At 55.0% G+C, this 18,521-nt stretch carries 20 protein-coding genes; 12 read left to right on the top strand and 8 right to left on the bottom strand.

What is annotated here, in order from left to right:
• Nucleotides 1-7 precede the first annotated feature (7 nt).
• The 12 genes from ABWV47_RS02385 (at nucleotide 8) to cysE (ending at nucleotide 9,840) form a co-directional block, all read left to right on the top strand.
• Entirely contained in the window at nucleotides 8-607 is a 600-nt protein-coding gene (locus tag ABWV47_RS02385) for a head-tail connector protein (RefSeq protein WP_353308243.1), read from the top strand.
• Entirely contained in the window at nucleotides 604-948 is a 345-nt protein-coding gene (locus ABWV47_RS02380; RefSeq protein WP_353308242.1) for a head-tail adaptor protein, read from the top strand. The genes ABWV47_RS02385 and ABWV47_RS02380 overlap by 4 nt, the downstream gene beginning before the upstream one ends.
• Nucleotides 945-1,361, top strand: a complete 417-nt coding sequence (locus ABWV47_RS02375) for a DUF3168 domain-containing protein (RefSeq protein WP_353308241.1) — start codon at nucleotides 945-947, stop codon at nucleotides 1,359-1,361. The genes ABWV47_RS02380 and ABWV47_RS02375 overlap by 4 nt, the downstream gene beginning before the upstream one ends.
• 17 nt (nucleotides 1,362-1,378) lie before the next feature.
• The gene (locus ABWV47_RS02370) at nucleotides 1,379-1,792 is read left to right on the top strand and encodes a phage major tail protein, TP901-1 family (protein ID WP_353308240.1); all 414 of its coding nucleotides are present in this window, start codon (nucleotides 1,379-1,381) and stop codon (nucleotides 1,790-1,792) included.
• Between the two features lies 1 nt (nucleotide 1,793).
• On the top strand, nucleotides 1,794-2,129 hold the full coding sequence (locus ABWV47_RS02365) for a gene transfer agent family protein (protein WP_353308239.1): 336 nt from the start codon (nucleotides 1,794-1,796) through the stop codon (nucleotides 2,127-2,129).
• Nucleotides 2,116-2,319, top strand: a complete 204-nt coding sequence (locus tag ABWV47_RS02360; protein ID WP_353308238.1) for a rcc01693 family protein — start codon at nucleotides 2,116-2,118, stop codon at nucleotides 2,317-2,319. The genes ABWV47_RS02365 and ABWV47_RS02360 overlap by 14 nt, the downstream gene beginning before the upstream one ends.
• Nucleotides 2,312-2,965, top strand: a complete 654-nt coding sequence (locus ABWV47_RS02355) for an RcGTA-type gene transfer agent tail tape measure protein (protein ID WP_353308237.1) — start codon at nucleotides 2,312-2,314, stop codon at nucleotides 2,963-2,965. The genes ABWV47_RS02360 and ABWV47_RS02355 overlap by 8 nt, the downstream gene beginning before the upstream one ends.
• A gap of 10 nt (nucleotides 2,966-2,975) precedes the next feature.
• Nucleotides 2,976-3,608, top strand: a complete 633-nt coding sequence (locus tag ABWV47_RS02350) for a phage distal tail protein, Rcc01695 family (RefSeq protein ID WP_353308236.1) — start codon at nucleotides 2,976-2,978, stop codon at nucleotides 3,606-3,608.
• Complete coding sequence (locus ABWV47_RS02345) at nucleotides 3,608-4,495, top strand: phage/gene transfer agent baseplate hub protein (protein ID WP_353308235.1); 888 nt, start codon at nucleotides 3,608-3,610, stop codon at nucleotides 4,493-4,495. The genes ABWV47_RS02350 and ABWV47_RS02345 overlap by 1 nt, the downstream gene beginning before the upstream one ends.
• Nucleotides 4,492-4,971, top strand: coding sequence for a C40 family peptidase (locus ABWV47_RS02340; RefSeq protein WP_353308234.1), 480 nt, complete (start codon nucleotides 4,492-4,494; stop codon nucleotides 4,969-4,971). Before ABWV47_RS02345 ends, ABWV47_RS02340 begins: the two co-directional genes overlap by 4 nt.
• Complete coding sequence (locus ABWV47_RS02335; protein ID WP_353308233.1) at nucleotides 4,971-8,891, top strand: baseplate multidomain protein megatron; 3,921 nt, start codon at nucleotides 4,971-4,973, stop codon at nucleotides 8,889-8,891. Before ABWV47_RS02340 ends, ABWV47_RS02335 begins: the two co-directional genes overlap by 1 nt.
• Nucleotides 8,892-9,024: 133 nt before the next feature.
• Nucleotides 9,025-9,840, top strand: coding sequence for a serine O-acetyltransferase (gene cysE / locus ABWV47_RS02330; RefSeq protein ID WP_353308232.1), 816 nt, complete (start codon nucleotides 9,025-9,027; stop codon nucleotides 9,838-9,840).
• Nucleotides 9,841-9,916: 76 nt separating this feature from the next.
• Here cysE and ABWV47_RS02325 read toward each other — a convergent pair whose 3' ends face one another.
• The 8 genes from ABWV47_RS02325 to ABWV47_RS02290 all read right to left on the bottom strand — a co-directional run bounded on the left by ABWV47_RS02325 (nucleotide 9,917) and on the right by ABWV47_RS02290 (nucleotide 18,491).
• On the bottom strand, nucleotides 9,917-11,227 hold the full coding sequence (locus tag ABWV47_RS02325; protein WP_353308231.1) for a pyruvate dehydrogenase complex dihydrolipoamide acetyltransferase: 1,311 nt from the start codon (nucleotides 11,225-11,227) through the stop codon (nucleotides 9,917-9,919).
• A 12-nt stretch (nucleotides 11,228-11,239) separates the two neighbouring features.
• A complete protein-coding gene (locus ABWV47_RS02320) occupies nucleotides 11,240-12,610 on the bottom strand; it encodes a pyruvate dehydrogenase complex E1 component subunit beta (RefSeq protein WP_353308230.1) in 1,371 nt (456 codons plus the stop codon).
• A 233-nt stretch (nucleotides 12,611-12,843) separates the two neighbouring features.
• Nucleotides 12,844-13,839: a pyruvate dehydrogenase (acetyl-transferring) E1 component subunit alpha gene (gene pdhA, locus ABWV47_RS02315; RefSeq protein ID WP_353308229.1), complete on the bottom strand. Its 996-nt coding sequence runs from the start codon at nucleotides 13,837-13,839 to the stop codon at nucleotides 12,844-12,846.
• A gap of 118 nt (nucleotides 13,840-13,957) precedes the next feature.
• Nucleotides 13,958-14,260 (bottom strand): septum formation initiator family protein, encoded by a 303-nt coding sequence (locus ABWV47_RS02310; RefSeq protein ID WP_353308228.1) that lies wholly within the window; start codon nucleotides 14,258-14,260, stop codon nucleotides 13,958-13,960.
• A 551-nt stretch (nucleotides 14,261-14,811) separates the two neighbouring features.
• Nucleotides 14,812-15,444, bottom strand: coding sequence for an aspartate/glutamate racemase family protein (locus tag ABWV47_RS02305; RefSeq protein WP_353308227.1), 633 nt, complete (start codon nucleotides 15,442-15,444; stop codon nucleotides 14,812-14,814).
• On the bottom strand, nucleotides 15,444-16,280 hold the full coding sequence (locus ABWV47_RS02300) for an ABC transporter permease (RefSeq protein WP_353308226.1): 837 nt from the start codon (nucleotides 16,278-16,280) through the stop codon (nucleotides 15,444-15,446). Before ABWV47_RS02300 ends, ABWV47_RS02305 begins: the two co-directional genes overlap by 1 nt.
• 3 nt (nucleotides 16,281-16,283) lie before the next feature.
• Entirely contained in the window at nucleotides 16,284-17,147 is an 864-nt protein-coding gene (locus ABWV47_RS02295) for an ABC transporter permease (protein WP_353308225.1), read from the bottom strand.
• 57 nt (nucleotides 17,148-17,204) lie between these two features.
• Complete coding sequence (locus tag ABWV47_RS02290) at nucleotides 17,205-18,491, bottom strand: ABC transporter substrate-binding protein (protein WP_353308224.1); 1,287 nt, start codon at nucleotides 18,489-18,491, stop codon at nucleotides 17,205-17,207.
• Nucleotides 18,492-18,521: the final 30 nt, after the last annotated feature.

Here is an 18,521-nt window from a genome sequence, read left to right as displayed (position 1 = left end):
TTTTTCCATGATGTTAGTCGAAGAAACCTCTGTGCCGCCAGGCGCTTTGCCGGTGGCCGCCTTCAAAGAGCACTTGCGTCTTGGCAGCGGGTTTACAGAGGACAGCCTGCAGGATGGTCTGCTTGAGAGTTTTTTGCAGGCGGCGATGAGCGCGGTTGAAGCGCGCACATGCAAGGTTTTGATTGAGCGTGCCTATGCCTGGACGCTGTATGGGTGGCGTGACGGGGCTGCACAAGCGTTGCCGGTGGCGCCTGTCAGCGCGGTGACGGATATCGGTCTAACGGATGCGCAAGGCAGTGAAGTTGTCGTTGCGGCGAGCGCTTACCAATTGGTGAAGGACACACACCACCCACGCGTGCGTGGCGTGTCAAATTCTTTGCCACAAGTTCCAGAAAACGGAAGTGTGACGCTTCGGTTTGTGGCCGGGTTTGGCGCAGCCTGGAGTGATGTCCCGGCGGATTTACAGCAAGCGGTGTTTTTGCTTGCTGCGCATTTTTATGAGTTCCGACAGGAAACCACGCTGAGCGAAGGCTGTATGCCCTTTGGTGTGACCAGCCTTTTGGAGCGGTATCGTCCGCTGCGTATGGGTTTGGGGGCGGTCCAATGAGCCCAATAGCGGTGACATTGTCGCGCCAGTTGGTGCTGGAGCGTGCCGTAACGGCGCCAGATGGGGCCGGCGGGTTTACCCACAGTTGGGAGGAACTGGGCACGGTTTGGGCGGAGATGCGCGCGCGCAGTGGTCGGGAACGCGATGGCGGTGATTTGTCTCTGTCCAGCGCAAAATACAAAATCACAGTGCGCGCTGCGCCGGTGGGAACAACAGCACGGCCGACGCCAGATTGCCGGTTTCGCGAAGGTGCGCGTGTGTTTGCAATTGAGGCGGTGACAGAGGCGGATCCACAGGGGCGGTATTTGGTGTGTCACGCAGTTGAGGAGGACGCAGCATGAGCTATGGAGCCGGAGCGGCCTTACAAGCGGCGGTCTACCAGAGGTTGGTGGCAAACACGGAATTGGCGGCCCTTGTGGGGAACGCGATCTTTGATGAGGTGCCCGCCGGTAAGGTGCCCCCGATTTATGTTTCGCTGGGCACAGAAACTGTCGTGGATCGTTCAGATGCTGATGGCGGTGCAGCGGAGCATCGGTTTGTGGTTTCGGTGGTCAGCGACAAAGGTGGATTTGGCAAAGCCAAAGCGACTGCCGTGGCGATCAGCGATGCAATGATGGCCGACACATTGAATTTGGCGCGCGGTCGAGTGGTCTTTCTGACCTTCGATCGGGCGGTTGCCAAGCGGGACACAAGCAAGAATCTGAGACGGATCGATCTGCGGTTTCGCGCGCGCATTGAAGACAATCAAACCTGAAATTCGGAGACAGAGCTATGGGTGCACAAAGTGGCAAGGATCTTTTGATCAAGGTTGATCTGACCGGAGACGGACAGTTCCAGAGCGTGGCCGGATTGCGCGCCACCCGGATCAGTTTCAACGCAGAAAGCGTGGATGTGACCTCGCTTGAAAGTCAGGGTGGTTGGCGTGAGTTGTTGGCGGGCGCTGGCGTGAAATCGGCCGCCATCACCGGGTCGGGTGTATTTAAGGATGCCAACACAGACGAACGGGCTCGGCAGATATTCTTTGACGGTGAGACGCCTGGGTTCCAGGTCATCATCCCTGATTTTGGAGTGGTGGAAGGTCCGTTTCAAATCTCTGCCATCGAATATGCCGGCAGCCACAACGGTGAGGCGACCTATGAGATGTCGATGGCCAGTGCTGGCGTGTTGACCTTTACGGCGGCGTGACATGGCCAATCCGTATGCAGGAGAAGCGGTGCTGGTGGTGAACGGGCAGCCTCACGTGCTCAAGTTGACGCTTGGTGCGTTGGCAGAGCTTGAGACGGGTCTGGCTGAGGACACGTTGCTGGGGTTGATTGAGCGATTTGAAAGTGGCGATTTTGCCAGCCGTGACGTGCTGGCGCTGATCGTTGCGGGATTGCGCGGCGGGGGCTGGCAGGGGCAGGCACGCGATCTGATGCAGGCGGATATTGAAGGCGGGGCTTTGGAGGCCGCGCGAATTGCTGCTCAGCTTTTGGTGCTGGCGTTTGGCACGACGAAGGCCGTGGCGCATGGCGACGTTTGATTGGCCAGCTTTGATGGCCGCCGGTCTGCGGGGGCTTGGGCTCTCGCCGGCAGAGTTCTGGGCGCTGACGCCGGTGGAGCTGGCGGTGAAGCTGGGGAACGGCGATGTGAGAGCGGCGATGACTCGCGCAGGTTTTGACGCGCTCTTGCAGGCCTATCCGGATCAAGAGATGGAGACCGACGATGGATGATTTGGACGCTTTTGATGCGCAGGTTGATGCGCTCGAGGTGAGTTTGGGGCAGGCCACTGCGATGGTGTCTGGTTTTGACGGAGAGTTGCGCCGAATGCAGCAAGCTTTGGACGCAACTGGACAAGACGTGGCGACGCTTGAAAAGGGCATAAGCCGAGGGCTGCGCAAAGCTTTTGATGGGCTGGTATTTGATGGGATGAAACTCTCGGATGCGCTCGACACATTGGCGCAAACGATGATTGACGCGGCCTATCGCGCCGCATTGAAACCGGTGACAGATCAGATCGGTCAAGCCGTGTCTGGGGGCATTGGCACTATGCTGGGGGGGCTGCTTCCTTTTGCCGATGGGGCAGGGTTCACGCAGGGGCGTGTCATGCCGTTTGCCAACGGCGGGGTCGTCAACGGTCCGGTCAGTTTCCCGATGCGTGGCGGGCGCGGGTTGATGGGTGAGGCAGGGCCGGAGGCGATCATGCCGCTGTCGCGTGGATCTGACGGGAAGTTAGGTGTGCGCAGTGCGGGTGGCGCAGGTTCGGTTCAGGTTGTGATGAACATTTCCACGCCTGACGCGGAGAGTTTTCAGAGATCCAAGGGCCAGATCACCACCCAGATGAGCCGTGCGCTGTCGCGGGCCAATCGCAACAGATGAGGAGGTCGCTATGGGGTTTCATGAGATCAGATTTCCAGCCACGTTAAGTTTTGGATCCATCGGTGGTCCACAGCGCCGGACTGAGGTGGTGACGTTGGTCAACGGATTTGAGGAGCGCAATACACCTTGGGCACATTCGCGACGTCGGTATGATGCGGGAGTGGGCATGCGTTCGCTTGATGACGTCGAGACCCTGATTTCCTTTTTTGAGGCAAGACAGGGGCAGCTGCACGGGTTTCGTTGGAAAGATTGGTCGGATTTCAAATCCTGCACGGCCTCCAAAGACATCAGTTATCGCGATCAGGTGATTGCCCTAGGTGATGATGTCACGGATCGTTTTCAGTTGATGAAGACCTATCATTCAGGGCCGCACAGCTATGCGCGTCCAGTGTGTAAGCCCGTTGAGGGCACGGTGCATGTTGGTTTGGCGGATGATCCGCTGCGCGAGAGCGTGGATTTTGAGGTGGATGTGACGGCGGGTATTGTGACCTTTTCCCACCCGCCAAGCTTGGGAACGGAGATCACCGCTGGGTTTGAGTTTGACGTTCCGGTGCGGTTTGACACGGATCAGATTCAGACCAGTGTTGCGAGCTTTAAAGCCGGCGATGTGCCCAATGTACCGGTCGTGGAGGTGCGGGTCTGATGGGTATGCAACCTGAGATATTGGCCCATTTGCAAACCGGAACAACCACGGTTGCACGGGCGTGGGGAATCGAGCGTCGCGACAGCGTGCGGCTTGGTTTTACGGATCATGACAATGATCTCGAGTTTGAGGGGTTTTCCTTTCGAGCTGCGACCGGATTGACAACGAGTGCGCTGGAACAGAGCACGGGGCTGTCTGTTGACAATGCGGAAGCCATCGGAGTGTTGTCTGACGCGTCAGTTCAGGAGGCGGATATCGCGGCAGGCCGGATGGATGGCGCAGATATCACGGCTTGGCTTGTGAATTGGGTCAATCCTGACGAGCGGAGTGTGTTGTTCCGGGGCAATATTGGCGAAATTCGTCGATCAGGTGGGGCGTTTATCGCGGAACTGCGCGGTTTGGCAGAAAAACTGAATGTGCCGCGTGGCCGGGTGTATCAACGGCCCTGTTCCGCAGTGTTGGGCGACGCTTCGTGTCGGTTTGACCTGAATGCTCCGGGATATGTTCATACACGTGAGGTCGAGGACGTTTCAGAGCGTCGTGTGTTTTATTTTCCAACTCTTGATGACTATGAGCCAGGGTGGTTCAACCGAGGACAATTGCAGGTTCAAAGTGGGATAGCTGAAGGGCTTTCTGGACTGATCAAAAGAGATTGGTTTGACCAGGACGGTGGGCGCAACATTGAACTGTGGGAACCCTTGGGTGCGCAAATCGGAGGCGGCGATCAGGTAAAATTGGTTGCAGGGTGCGATAAGAGGTTCTCAACTTGTCGATATAAGTTTTTGAATACGCTTAATTTTCAAGGTTTTCCTGACATTCCCGGCGAAGACTGGATCACCAGTTATCCAACGCGAGAGAGTGGTAACACTGGGGGGAGCCTGCGATGACGCAACCGATCGGACAGTCCGCAGTTTTGATCGCGCGGCGATGGATTGGCACACCTTATCGCCATCAAGCAAGCTGCATAGGAGCTGGCACGGATTGCTTGGGTCTCATCCGTGGCGTCTGGAGGACTCTTTATGGTGCCGAACCCGCGAAAGCGCCACCCTACAGTCGAGATTGGTCAGAAGCGAGCCAAGACGAGGTATTGTGGCGCGCGGCGATGGCGCATCTTGAGACAAAGCCAATGACCTTAGAAGCCGTTGGGGATGTGTTGCTTTTTCGAATGAAGACTGGGGCGGTGGCAAAGCATCTCGGGATTGCAGGAGACATCGGACAACATCCAACGGTAATCCACGCGTATGGCGGTCATGCCGTGGTTGAGAGCCCACTCTCCAAACCATGGAGACGGCGTGTTGTCGCGCGCTTTGCCTTTCCAGCATGCGGCTTGGGTGCTCCGGAGATCGAAGAGGAGGCCACCTGATGGCGACTGTGATTTTGGCGGCGGCTGGTGCAGCAATTGGCGGGTCGGTCGGAGGTGGATTGGCTGGGGTATCTGCTGCGGCCATCGGACGGCTGGCTGGCGCAACGCTGGGCCGTGTGATTGACCAGAGCGTCATGGGCAATGGATCCGACGTGGTCGAAACCGGTAAAGTCGACCGGTTTCGACTGACGGGCTCTGCCGAAGGTGCCGCCCAAACGCGTGCCTTCGGATGTGTGCGACTGCCCGGACAGGTGATTTGGGCGACCCGGTTCTTGGAGACCGTATCTGAGACCGGTGGCGGTGGCAAAGGCGCGCCTTCACAACCGAAATCACGCCAGTATAGCTACTCGGTGTCTTTGGCCATCGCCCTGTGCGAAGGGCAAATTGCCCGAGTGGGCAGGATTTGGGCGGATGGTGTTGAGGTCTCTGCTGAGGACTTCACTCTGAGGGTCTACGATGGCGGACAGGACCAAATGCCAGACCCCAAAATGGAAGCTGTTGAGGGCGAAGGGGCTGCGCCAGCTTATCGCGGGACCGCCTATGTGGTGTTTGAAGATTTGGAGTTGAGCCGGTTTGGGAACCGGGTTCCGCAGTTCAGTTTTGAAGTGGTTCGTTCGACGCCGAGCGATGTTCCTGCGCGCGCCTCAGATTTTGCCGAAACTGTGCGGGCAGTTGCATTGATGCCAGGCACAGGGGAGTACGCGCTTGCAACCTCGCCGGTATATCTTCAGGACGGCCAAGGCAGCACGCGCGCGGCAAATGAAAATACACCTTCCGGAAAAAGCGATTTTGCAACGTCAATGGACGCTCTTGGGGACGAACTACCTCGGTGCCAAGCGACATCTTTGGTGGTGAGCTGGTTTGGGGATGACTTACGTGCTGGCCATTGTCAGCTACAGCCGAAAGTTGAGAACACATCGGTTGATGGCAGCAATATGCCATGGCACGTCACCGGCTTGGAGCGGGGTGAGGCGCAATCGGTCGCGCAGCTGGAAGGCCGTCCGGTTTACGGAGGTACACCGGCGGATGCATCGGTGGTCGAGGCCATTCGCCACCTGAATAGTTTGGGGCAGAATGTGACGTTCTATCCCTTTATTCTGATGGAGCAATTGGCGGACAATGGGTTGAATGATCCATGGAGTGACGCAGAGCATCAGCCGGAACTGCCTTGGCGCGGTCGGATCACGTTGAATGCGGCTCCCGGGCGTCCCGGAACATCGGATGGTACGGCCGCTGCGGAGGCTGAAGTGGCGGCCTTTTTTGGGACAGCCACCGCAAGTGACTTTGTGATTGGTGACGGAACCGTAAGCTATTCCGGTGCAGCAGAGTGGACTTATCGCCGTTTCATCTTGCACTACGCGGCCCTGTGCGCTGCGGCAGGGGGGGTTGAAGCGTTTTGCATTGGATCAGAGATGCGCAGCCTGACTCAGATCCGGGGATCAGATGGCTTTCCTGCGGTTGATCAATTGATTGATCTCACCATGGAAGTGCGCGCGATTTTGGGACCGGATGTGTTGATCGGCTACGCAGCGGATTGGTCTGAGTATTTTGGCTATCACCCGCAAGATGGGTCAGGAGATGTATATTTCCACTTAGATCCTTTGTGGGCGCACAAGCAGATCGATTTTATCGGCATCGACAATTACATGCCGTTGTCTGACTGGCGTGACGAAATTGATCACTTGGATGCCGCAGAGTGGGCAGATGGCCGAAATGTTCAGTATCTGACAAAGAATGTAGCGGGTAGTGAAGGCTACGACTGGTATTACCACTCCGAAGAAGCACGCAGAGCGCAAATCCGAACACCTATCGAAGATCAGTCATACAATGAGCCTTGGGTGTTTCGATATAAGGATTTGAGCAATTGGTGGTCTCGCCCTCACCATCAACGCATTGGTGGCGTTCGCGCAGAAGAGGCCACAGTATGGGAGCCAATGTCCAAGCCAATCTGGTTCACGGAAATTGGTTGCGCTGCAATCGACAAAGGGGCCAATCAGCCAAATAAATTTCTGGACGCAAAGTCTTCAGAGTCCGCACTTCCCTACTTTTCCAAGGGCATACGAGATGACCTTATGCAGCAAGCTTACTACGAAGCGCTGCGCCGGTACTGGTCTGATCCAGCCAAGAACCTTATGTCGGAGGTCTACGATGGTCGGATGCTGGACACGGATCGCATGTTTGCCTGGGCATGGGACGCACGACCATTCCCTACGTTTCCAAATGCCCGAGACCTTTGGAGCGACGGCGAAAACTATGCGAAAGGTCATTGGATAAATGGCCGCGCTACCAACAGGACGCTGGCGTCGGTGGTGGAAGAGATCTGTTTGACCTCAGGTGTTTCATCTTATGATGTTTCCGGGCTTTACGGTGTTGTGCGTGGATATGTTCAGTCAGATGTCACTGATGGTCGTGCGGCGTTGCAACCCTTGATGTTGAGACATGGATTTGATGCCGTTGAGCGCAATGGTGTTCTTTGCTTTGTGATGCGCGGTGCGCACAATGTGACAAACCTCGATAGTTCCTTGCTGGCGTTGTCCTCAGAAGTCGAAGGTGATTTGGAATTTCAACGGGCGTCCGACGCGGAGTTGGCCGGTCGCGTGCGGTTGAATTTCACGTTGGCAGAGAGAGATTTCGAGGCTGCGGCGGAGGAGGCCATTCTTCACGATGAGGCCACTCATGCGGTTGCGCAAAGTGATATACCGGAGGTGATTACGCGCGCAGAAGGACGCCAAACCGTTGAACGATGGCTTGCGGAGTCACGTGTCGCACGAGATCGGATGCGGCTTGCTCTACCGCCAAGCCAGATGAATTTGGGAGCTGGCGATGTTGTCAGAGTGGTCGGAAGCGATGAGACCGGCGGAACTTTCCGACTTGAGCAAGTTACACAACAAAGTGCACAGGTATTGGACGCTGGTCGTGTCGAAAGGTCGGTCTATACTCCTTCGGAGATGTTGGACGATGCGCCTCGTAGAAGTGGTTTTGTCCCACCTGTCCCAGTGCAAAGTTTGTTTTTGGATGTGCCCTTGATGACTGGCGAAGAAGATCCCTATTCGCCTCATGTTGCGGTGACTGGCCACCCGTGGCCCGGCAGCGTCGCCGTGTACGCCAGCGACACAGAAAACGACTATGATTTGGATAGCCTATTGGAAACTCCTGCCATGGTGGGGATAACCCAAACCCCGTTGTTGGCTGCCAATGTGGGAATGCTTGATCTCGGAGAAGCGCTGAGTGTTCGCATGCTCAGTGGCACGCTTCAAAGCGTTTCGCGTACTGAAATGCTGAATGGAAAGAACCTCGCGTTTATTGGCAATGGCCAATCTGGTGCGTGGGAAGCATTTCAGTTTCAAAATGCGGAACTTGTTAGCCAAGACCAATATCTTTTGTCATCGCGATTGCGCGGACAACTTGGAACGGACCCTGCGATGCAGTATGTTTGGCCTGAGGGTAGTTGGATCGTTTTGATGTCATTGGGCGTGAAGCAGTTGTCGGTTCCGCGTCGGGCACGTGGGTTTGCGCGCCACTACCGGATAGGGCCAGCAGGGCGCAGCGTCAGTGATCCATCTTATACAGAGTATACCGAAGCGTTTTCCGGTGTGGGTTTGCGTCCTTATGCCCCCGTACATCTACGTCTTGCTTCACTGCCCAACGGAGACATGCGTTTCTCGTGGATCCGCCAAACACGCATTGATGGTGACAGTTGGGAGGGGATCGACGTGCCCTTAGGGGAGGAGTCAGAAGCGTATTTGGTGCGGGTGATCAATGACGGAAGTGTATTGCGCGAAGTACAAACCACGGCGCCTGAATGGGTCTATTCGCAAGCTGACCAACAAAGCGACGGCGTCGGTGCTGAGGCGCGCTTAGAGGTGTCTCAAATCTCCGCTGTCTTTGGGGCGGGAAGTGCGGCAGTCATCGATTTCTAGACTGCCGGCCTAAAGCTTGGTCTCGATCACCAGAAATTGTTCCATTCACATTGTTGTTGAAATCGTTCACACCTTTGAATTTGCCGCTGTTTGCCTATGTGATGTAAGCTGGCAGGGAGAGAAAGGTAGTACAATGGCTGAAACACAGACAAATGTGACTGAACTGGATCCCGTATGGGGACAGATCACACGCGAAGCAGAAGAAGCTGTTCAAGAAGAGCCACTGATGGGCGGCTTGGTGCATGCGTGTGTGTTGCATCATCGTTCCATAGAACGTGCGCTGAGCTATCGATTTGCGGCAAAGCTTTCTTCCAACGAGATGTCGATGGTAATTTTGCGCGAAATTGCAGATGAGGCATTTGCGGCGTCGCCAGAGTTGTCAGAGGCGGCCCGTGCAGACCTCATGGCCATTTATGATCGTGATCCGGCCTGCCATCGTCTCTTGCAACCGATCCTGTACTTCAAGGGGTATCAGGCCGTGCAAGCCTATCGTATTGGCCACTGGTTGTGGCAACAAGGGCGCACGGATTTGGCCTATTTCATCCAGATGCGGACCAGTGAGATATTTGGAATCGACATTCACCCAGCCGCAAAAATCGGTAAGGGGATTATGATCGACCATGCGCATTCCATCGTGATTGGGGAAACCGCCGTTGTGGGGGACAACGTGTCGATGTTGCATTCGGTGACCCTTGGTGGCACCGGCAAAGAAGAAGAAGACCGCCATCCGAAGATCGGCGATGGTGTGTTGATTGGGGCAGGTGCCAAGGTGTTGGGCAACATCACTGTTGGGCATTGCAGCCGAGTTGCTGCGGGCTCCGTTGTGCTTCAGGAAGTGCCGCCGTGTTCGACGGTGGCTGGCGTCCCAGCGAAGGTTGTTGGAAAGGCTGGCTGTGATCAGCCTGCCATCAATATGAATCAGGACATCGCGGATTGCAAAGGCGGGTGACCACGTGAGGTTCTTGTTACTTAAGACGACAAAAGGGCCGGGGTTCCGGCCCTTTTGTTGTTTTTCGAACATTTGTTTAAGCTAACATAGCCATTGGGGTTTCTAGGTTGTCGACAATCGCCTGTAGCAGTTGAGCGCCAAGCGCACCGTCGATCACCCTATGATCGACGGAGAGTGTCACTGACATAACTGTGGCGACGGCAACGTCGCCAGTCTCGGAGACAACGGGTTTCTTGGTGCCCGCACCAACCGCAAGAATGGCGCCATGCGGCGGGTTGATGACCGCGTCAAAATTGTCGATTCCAAACATGCCGAGATTGGAAATGGCAAAGCTGCCGCCCTGATATTCGTGTGGTGCAAGCTTTCGGTCACGCGCTCGGGTTGCGAGGTCCTTCATCTCCGCCGATAGGCCAGAAAGAGATTTCTTTTCCGCGTCTTTGAGAACGGGCGTGAACAATCCACCCTCGATGGCAACGGCCACTGCCACATCGGATGGGGACAGTTTGAGGATGCGATCACCAGCCCATACGGCGTTGGCATCTGGCACTTCCTGCAAGGCCAGCGCACAGGCCTTGATGATGAAATCATTCACGGAAAGCTTGGCACCGCGTTTCTCCAACTGCTTGTTGAGTTGGCTACGGAACGCCAATAGCGCATCAAGCTTGATGTCACGTCGCAGATAGAAGTGTGGAATGGATTGTTTGGCTTCGGTGAGGCGTGCAGCGATGGTCTTGCGCATACCATTCAGAGAGACCTCTTCAAAGTCGCGGCCTTCGTACATGCGCAGGACGGTGTTGGTGTCTGGCCCTGTGGCAAGTGATTTGGGCGCTGAGGCAGGATCACTTGGCGCAGAAAGCTTCGCCTGTGTGGCAGCAGTTTGGGTGGCGCTCTCGACGTCTGCTTTTACGATACGACCGCGCGGTCCAGAGCCCTGAATAGTTGAGAGCTCCAAACCCTTGTTCGCTGCGATGCGGCGGGCCAAAGGAGACGCAAAGACCCGGCTGCCATCTGATGCGGCAGACGCTGCTGGGGCAGGGACCGTTTTTTGGGAACTCATGTCAGGAACCGCCTCTAAGGCTGCGCCAGTTTCGGGTGCCGATTTTTGAGATTCTGGCGGCAATGCAGCTATGCCATCTGCGCTTTCGCCGTCTTCCAGAAGTAGCGCTATGGCCGCGTTGACCTGCACCCCTTCGGTGCCTTCCGGAACCAGGATTTTACCTATGACGCCTTCGTCTACGGCCTCAAACTCCATAGTTGCTTTGTCGGTTTCAATCTCGGCAATCAGATCACCGGAGGAAACGGTGTCGCCTTCTTTGACCAACCATTTCGCCAACGTTCCTTCTTCCATAGTAGGTGAGAGGGCTGGCATGAGGATTTCAGTGGGCATCTCGTGGTCTCCTCAGCGATAGGTCACTTGCTTCACGGCGGCAACAACCTCGTCCGTGGTCAGCAGCGCCAGTTTTTCTAGATTGGCCGCATAGGGCATCGGCACATCTTTACCTGCGCAGTTGATCACAGGAGCATCCAAATAGTCAAAGGCGCGCTCCATAATGGTGGCAGACAAGTGGTTCCCTATGGAGCCAACTGGAAAGCCTTCCTCCACCGTGACACATCGATTAGTTTTCATGACCGAGGCAATCACCGTGTCATAGTCAATCGGACGCAGCGTGCGCAGATCGATAACCTCGGCGAATATGCCATCTTCTGCAAGCTTATCGGCAGCTTCTAAGGCATATTGCATGCCAATGCCGAAGCTGACGAGTGTCACATCGGTGCCTTCGCGCCAGATGCGAGCTTTGCCGAAAGGTATTGTGAAATCGTCCATGTCTGGCACGTCAAAGGTGCGGCCGTACATGATTTCGTTTTCCAAGAAGATCACCGGGTTTGGATCTCGGATCGCAGATTTCAAGAGCCCTTTGGCGTCTGATGCCGAATAGGGCATGGCCACCTTCAGGCCGGGGATTTGTGCATACCAAGCGGCGTAGTCCTGACTGTGTTGTGCTCCCACGCGAGCCGCAGCACCGTTCGGCCCTCGGAAGACCATGGGCGCACCCATCTGACCACCTGACATGTAAAGCGTTTTGGCGGCGGAATTTATAATTTGGTCAATGGCTTGCATGGCGAAGTTAAATGTCATGAACTCAACAATTGGTTTCAATCCACCAAAAGAAGCACCCACTGCGATCCCCGCGAAACCATGCTCTGTAATGGGAGTGTCAATCACCCGCTTGCTGCCAAATTCATCCAGCAAGCCCTGGCTAATCTTGTAAGCGCCTTGATACTCTGCAACCTCTTCGCCCATCAGAAAGACATCTTCGTCTCCGCGCATCTCCTCAGCCATTGCGTCACGCAATGCTTCGCGTACAGTTTGCGTCTTCATGGGGGTGCCTTCGGGCCAATCCAGGCTGAGATCGGTTACGGGCATCACAGGTGCAGCTTGTGCGCGAGCAGGCGGCGTTTCATCAGCCGGCGCAGCCTCGTTACTTGAGCCAGCGGTGGACGCCGTTTCCATGGAACTCACGTCTTCGCCATCCTCCGCCAGAATAGCGATGGCCGTGTTCACGGCGACGCCTTCAGTGCCTTCTGCGATGAGGATCTTGCCGATCACGCCTTCGTCGACGGCTTCAAATTCCATCGTGGCTTTGTCAGTCTCAATCTCAGCGATAATGTCTCCGGAGGTAACCGTGTCGCCTTCTTTGACCAACCATTTGGCGAGAGTGCCTTCTTCCATCGTGGGAGAGAGCGCGGGCATGAGAATTTCAGTTGCCATGATTCAGTTTCCCTCTTTGGCCGGGGCTATTTTCTCAACAATAACTTTTGGGTCATTGTCGACCCTGATGCACGGGGGGCGCAGGAAGCTGCCCAACTGATGCAAAGCTTGATCACCGCCGTGTGAAAGCATCAAGCTGTGAGGGCTGTTGATGTCTGAGTGGGAGAAACTCACGGTCCCGGCCCACATCGATGATCGCACGTGCTGAGCATGCATTTCAAAATGTGCCATGATTATGCCTCCGCATAAATATCGGTCCAGAGCTCAGACTCGTCGGGCAAAGGGCTCTCTTTGGCGAAGTCCGCAGACGCGTTTACGATTGCTTTGATCTCTTTGTCGATTGTCTTGAGATCGTCTTCACTGGCGTGTTTGCCCGTGAGCAGCATCTGGCGCACGTGTTCGATTGGGTCACGCTCTTCACGCATTTTTTGTACTTCTTCGCGTGTGCGGTACTTGGCTGGATCAGACATAGAATGACCACGGTACCGGTAGGTCTTAACCTCTAAGATGTAGGGCCCTTTGCCGGAGCGGCAATGTTTGACCGCTCTGTCGCCGGCATCTTTGACCGCAAGCACATCCATTCCATCGACCATTTCGCCGGGGATACCAAAGGCTTCCCCGCGCTTGTAGATGTCTTGAGAGGAGGTGGACCGCGCTTGTGCGGTGCCCATAGCGTATTGGTTGTTTTCGATCACAAACACGACGGGCAAATCCCAGATCGCCGCCATGTTGAAAGTTTCGTAGACTTGACCCTGGTTTGCTGCCCCGTCCCCAAAGTAGGTGAAGGTCACGCGGCTGTTGTCTTTGTATTTGTCTGCAAATGCTAGGCCAGCTCCAAGCGGCACTTGTGCGCCGACGATGCCGTGACCGCCGTAGAAGTGCTTCTCCTTTGAAAACATGTGCATTGAGCCGCCTTTGCCCTTTGAATAGCCGCCAGCGCGGCCCGTGAGCTCAGCCATAACACCGTTGGCATCCATCCCGCAGGCCAACATATGGCCGTGATCACGATAGGATGTGATGCGCTTGTCACCCTCTTCTGCGGCCGCTTCCAAACCGACGACAACGGCTTCTTGTCCAATGTAAAGGTGACAAAAGCCCCCAATCAAACCCATGCCATAGAGCTGACCGGCCTTCTCTTCGAAGCGTCGGATCAGCAACATCTCGCGGTAATACTGAGTGAGCTCATCGCCCGATACATTGGGCTTTTTTTCAGCACGTTTTGCCGCCATCGTGATTCCTCCCAAAGACTAGATGGTTTAGCTTTAAACCATACTCGGAAAAATGGTACTGGATCACCAACACGCTGGCGAGTGAAAAAAGGCGCTTTGTCTCAGGTTCTTGGAACGATCAGCGAATAACAACTTCGTCAGCTCGGATCATCCCAAGCACATCGCGCACTTGTTGATCGAGAAGATCAAGGTCTAGATAACTGTCAGACAGGCGTCGCGTGAGATTTTCCATATGAGCGACTTCGGCCTCTGCAATGGCAAGTTCGGCCTCAAGCTGTTGTTTCTCAGCAAGGATCTCTACGCGTCGAAAAAGGCCATAATCGCCTTGCACAGCTGCAAACGTGAAATAGGTCGCAAGCGCGAATGCCAAGCTGAAAAATGCAACTGCACCGAACGCTGTATTAGGGGATTTGCCTGTCATGTGTGCCTCTGGTCGCGCCTTTTCGGCGTCTGGTATCTTTATAGACTAGCTGATTCTCTCTGTGAATCCCTTAACTTAAATTCTTTTTCATTTTTTTTGACGTTGCAGGGCTGGTGGCGGCTCTTGGTTCGCTGAGCACGTTGGCATCGGGAGGAGCGTGCGTATGACCACATCGGTGGCGGTGTCACAGCTGGGTTCACATGAGGTGTCTAACCAGTCTGAGCGACACCGTTTGGTGGCTCTCTGGGAGGAGAGCAGGCGCAAGAAACCCATACTTTGGCGGCGGACGTGGCGGCGGCGGACCTGATGAAAACCGCGCGCTAGGTGGTCTAAGAGTTGGAGTGATCGTCGACTGGTCGGCCCCGGCGTTAATACCTCAAAAACCGTGATTTGGCGCGTCGGTTTTGCGTCTGTATTGCGACTGTATTGCGGAGGTGCAAAATCCGCGACGATTGAGTGTTGCATGTGTGAATGCAACGGCCGGGGACTATGGTCTTCTTAAACACATTTTTGCGTCGGGGCAGGCATGCGCAAAGCGATCTCAGGCCGCTTCAAAACATCGTTGCGACCTTCACTGCGGCTTGAACGCCATCGATCAGTCGCACAGACCCTGCCGCGTTGTCGTTGGTAATATGAACCATTCCAGCGCATCCCAGAACGATGCAATCAATGTCATCCTCTTGTGTGGCTCGTTGGATTTCTCCGATGACCTGCTGTGTCGCGGCCTCGCGATTGTTCTCCAATGCAAGCACAGGGACGCCGCTTGCACGAATGCGCGCCACGTTATGACTTAGCCCGTACCCTTCAACGTTCTGAGCGAGAACAGGAACCGACACGGCCAATGTGGTCACCACCGAAAACCGGCGCCCGTAGAGCGATGCCATATGGTAGGCCGCTTGGCCAATGCCGATCACCGGGCAAGTTGAGAGCCTGCGTGCTTCGTCGAGGCCAGTGTCGTCAAAGCACCCTATAATGATTGTGGTTGCGCCTGCGTCGTTGGCCTTCTGCACCAATTTCAACAAAGGCGGTACGGCAAGTTCTCCGTCTTTCTCGCCTTGAATGGCAGCAGGGCCGTCACTTGACGTCCATCCGACGATCGCAGCATTTGGCGCGGTGTTCTTTGCCGTTTCCACCATCGCATCTGTCATCGAGGTGGTGCTGTTGGGGTTGATAAGGATGATCATTAGACACCTTTTCCCGCATCTGAGGCCTGACGTTTTTTGAGGCGGTTCATGATCAGAGCCACACATAGGAAAGAGCCGATTATGATCAATGAGAACACTGTCGTGAGCGTCCCAAGCGCATACAGGACAGGAGAGGTAACGTTCGTCGTCATTCCAAAAATCTCTAGCGGGAGCGTGTTATAGCTGCCTGATGTGAGCAGAGTGCGCGCAAATTCGTCGTAGCTAAGGGTGAAGCCGAATAACGCGACGCCAATTAGCGATGGGGCGATGATTGGAAGAACCACAAAGCGCAACGTTTGCCATTGGCTTGCACCAAGATCACGGGCGGCTTCTTCATAGCTTTTGTCAAAGCGGTTGAAGACGGCAAACATGATCAAGAGCCCAAAGGGCAGGGTCCAAGTAAGTTGGGCGCCAAAGCCAGACGTCGACCAATGAACGTCCAGCCCTGATTGAGAAAACAACAGGCCAACACCAAGCGATATCAAAATTGACGGGATCACCAGTGATGTGATGATTAAGTAGAACAGGATGTTGGACCCAGGGAATTTGCTGCGAAATGCAAGCCCGCCCATGACGGACACGACGACAGTCACAACCATAACCATCAGGCCAAGCAGGACGCTTCTTCGGAAGCTGCCCCAGATATCACCAACGGCCTGTTGTTCAAAAAGGTCATAGAACCAATGCAGCGACACACCGCGCATGGGGAATGTGAGCCCTCCGCCTTCGCCCTGAAACGAGAGAATGCCAATCGTGATGGTTGGCCCGTACAGAAACAGCATAAACAGTGCGAAGAACGCCGAGAGGATGTAGAACGAACGCGACCTAGGTTCCATCTCTTACAGCTCCTTTCGGATGTCGACGAACCGCAAGAGGATGCCGATGGTGATTAGGACCGTCACCAGCAAGACGATGGCGGTGGCGGAGGCGGATGGGTATTGCAGCAGTGCAATATCGTTGGAGATCAAGCGACCCACGTTGGCGGATTGCGATCCCGACATGAAGCGCACAGTGATGAAGTCGCCCATAACGAGGGTAATAACGAAGATCGTACCGATCATGATCCCGGGCTTGGTCAAAGGCACAACGACGTTCCAAAGAATTTGTGCGCCATTGGCACCGGCGTCCCGTGCGGCCTCAATCAAAGATTTGTCGATCCGCATCATCGTGTTGAAGATCGGGACAACCATGAACAGCGTGTAGAGGTGTACGAAGGCAAGGATGACTGCAAAGTCTGAAAACAGCAGCCATTCCACGGGCTCATCGATCACGCCCCATGACATGAGAGCAGAATTGGCAATCCCATTGCGACCCAAAAATGGGATCCAAGAGATCATCCGAATAATGTTGGATGTCCAAAAGGGGATGGTACACAGCAAAAACAACGCGATTTGCCATGTCAGGCTGCGGATGTGGAACGCAAGATAATAGGCGACGGTAAACCCGATAAGAAGGGTGCAAGCCCATGTTATCAAAGCGTATTTAAATGTATTGAAAAAGACTGTGTAGGTCACTGGTGACCCAAACAGGAACGCGTAATTGTCCCATTCAAATGCGGGGACAATGGAGAACTCCGTTGCACGCCAGAAACTGACAATCACGATCAGAACAATTGGGAGGATGAGGAAAACGAAGAAAACGGCTGCAAGCGGTGACACCATCAACCAGCCCTTAAGGGCGGTGTTCTCGCGCAATTTGTTCATTGTGTTGTCTGCTTTCTTAGGATTAGGTGCGCCGTTTGGCGCACCTTTGTCGTGATCTTACGCCGCGATGAATTCATTCCATTTGCGGACCATGTACTGGTTTTCGTCCATGACAGAGTTCCAGCAGACAACGGAGCCCATACGCTCGAGGAACGATCCACCATCGCGCACTTCGCCTGCACCGGCCAGTTTTGCTCCGGTCGGGGAGGTGATGTCGCCGATGGCCTCTTTGCCTTCGTACCAGAAGCCCCATTCGTCGGCGCTCATGTACTCTTTGGAGGTGTCAGGAACAGCGGAGTAGTAGCCCTGACGCATCAGGTAACCACCGACCCAGCCAGACAGATACCAGTTGATGTATTCGTAGGCCGCATCGAGTTCGAGACCAGACAAAGCGGCAGAGATGCCAAGACCGCCGCCCCAGGAACGGTACCCTTCTTCCAAAGGCTGGTAGACACATGGAATACCTTGTGACCGGACCGCTGTGATCGCAGGGGACCACATGGATTGGATCACAACTTCGCCCGAGGCCATCAGGTTGACGCTTTCGTCGAAGGATTTCCAGAAAGCACGGAATTGGCCGTTTTTCTTGGCTTCGGTGAAGATTCCGATCGTGAGGTCGATCTCTTCTTTGGTCATGTTGCCTTTGTCTGGATAGGTGTATTCGCCCATGGATTCCACGACCATTGCCATGTCCATGATGCCAATCGACGAAATGTCCAAGATCGAGGCCTTGCCTTTGAACTCGGGGTTCAACAGCTCGGACCAGTTTGTGATTGGGCGACCGATGAGGTCGGGGCGAATGCCAAGGGTATCCGCATTGTAGATCGTCGGGATCAGGGTCATCCAGCCGGACTCTTCCTGAACAAAGTCTGTGCCGTTTACGCCAGATGTGAAGCCAACCGTATGTGGCGCGGTCCCTTGGGCGATTTCGCTGGTTGGTGTCAGTTTCCCGCTGCGGAATGTCCCAGCGATGTTGTCGTAATTGTCGATTTTGGATGTGTCCATGGCTTGCAGGTTGCCCGCGGCCCAGACCTTTTTACAGATGAAGTACTCGATGTCAGCAATGTCAAAGCTGTTTGGCTGCGTTGCGGCCCGCTGGGTCACGCTGTCGGTGTCCAGCGCGGTCATTTCGAGTGTAAAGCCAAGGTCTTCCTTCACTTTGTTTGCCACATCATTGAGGTTTGACACACCTGTGCCAAACTGGCGGAGCGTGACGTCCTTAATGTTCTGTGCCCAAAGCATTGGCGCACCAAGAGTGGTTGACCCTGCTGCGATCGCAGTGGACGCTGCCCCTTTCAGCAACGCCCGACGGCTGAGGCCATTTCGGTGAGTGAATTTCGTCATTTGGTCGTCTCCTTGTCAGATTGTTGAAGT

This window comes from Shimia sp. NS0008-38b (genome assembly GCF_040370365.1).
In the GTDB taxonomy this organism is placed as follows: Bacteria; Pseudomonadota; Alphaproteobacteria; order Rhodobacterales; family Rhodobacteraceae; genus Shimia.
The sequence above is the reverse complement of the archived record's forward strand: the minus strand, read 5'-3'. Positions and strand labels throughout refer to the sequence as shown.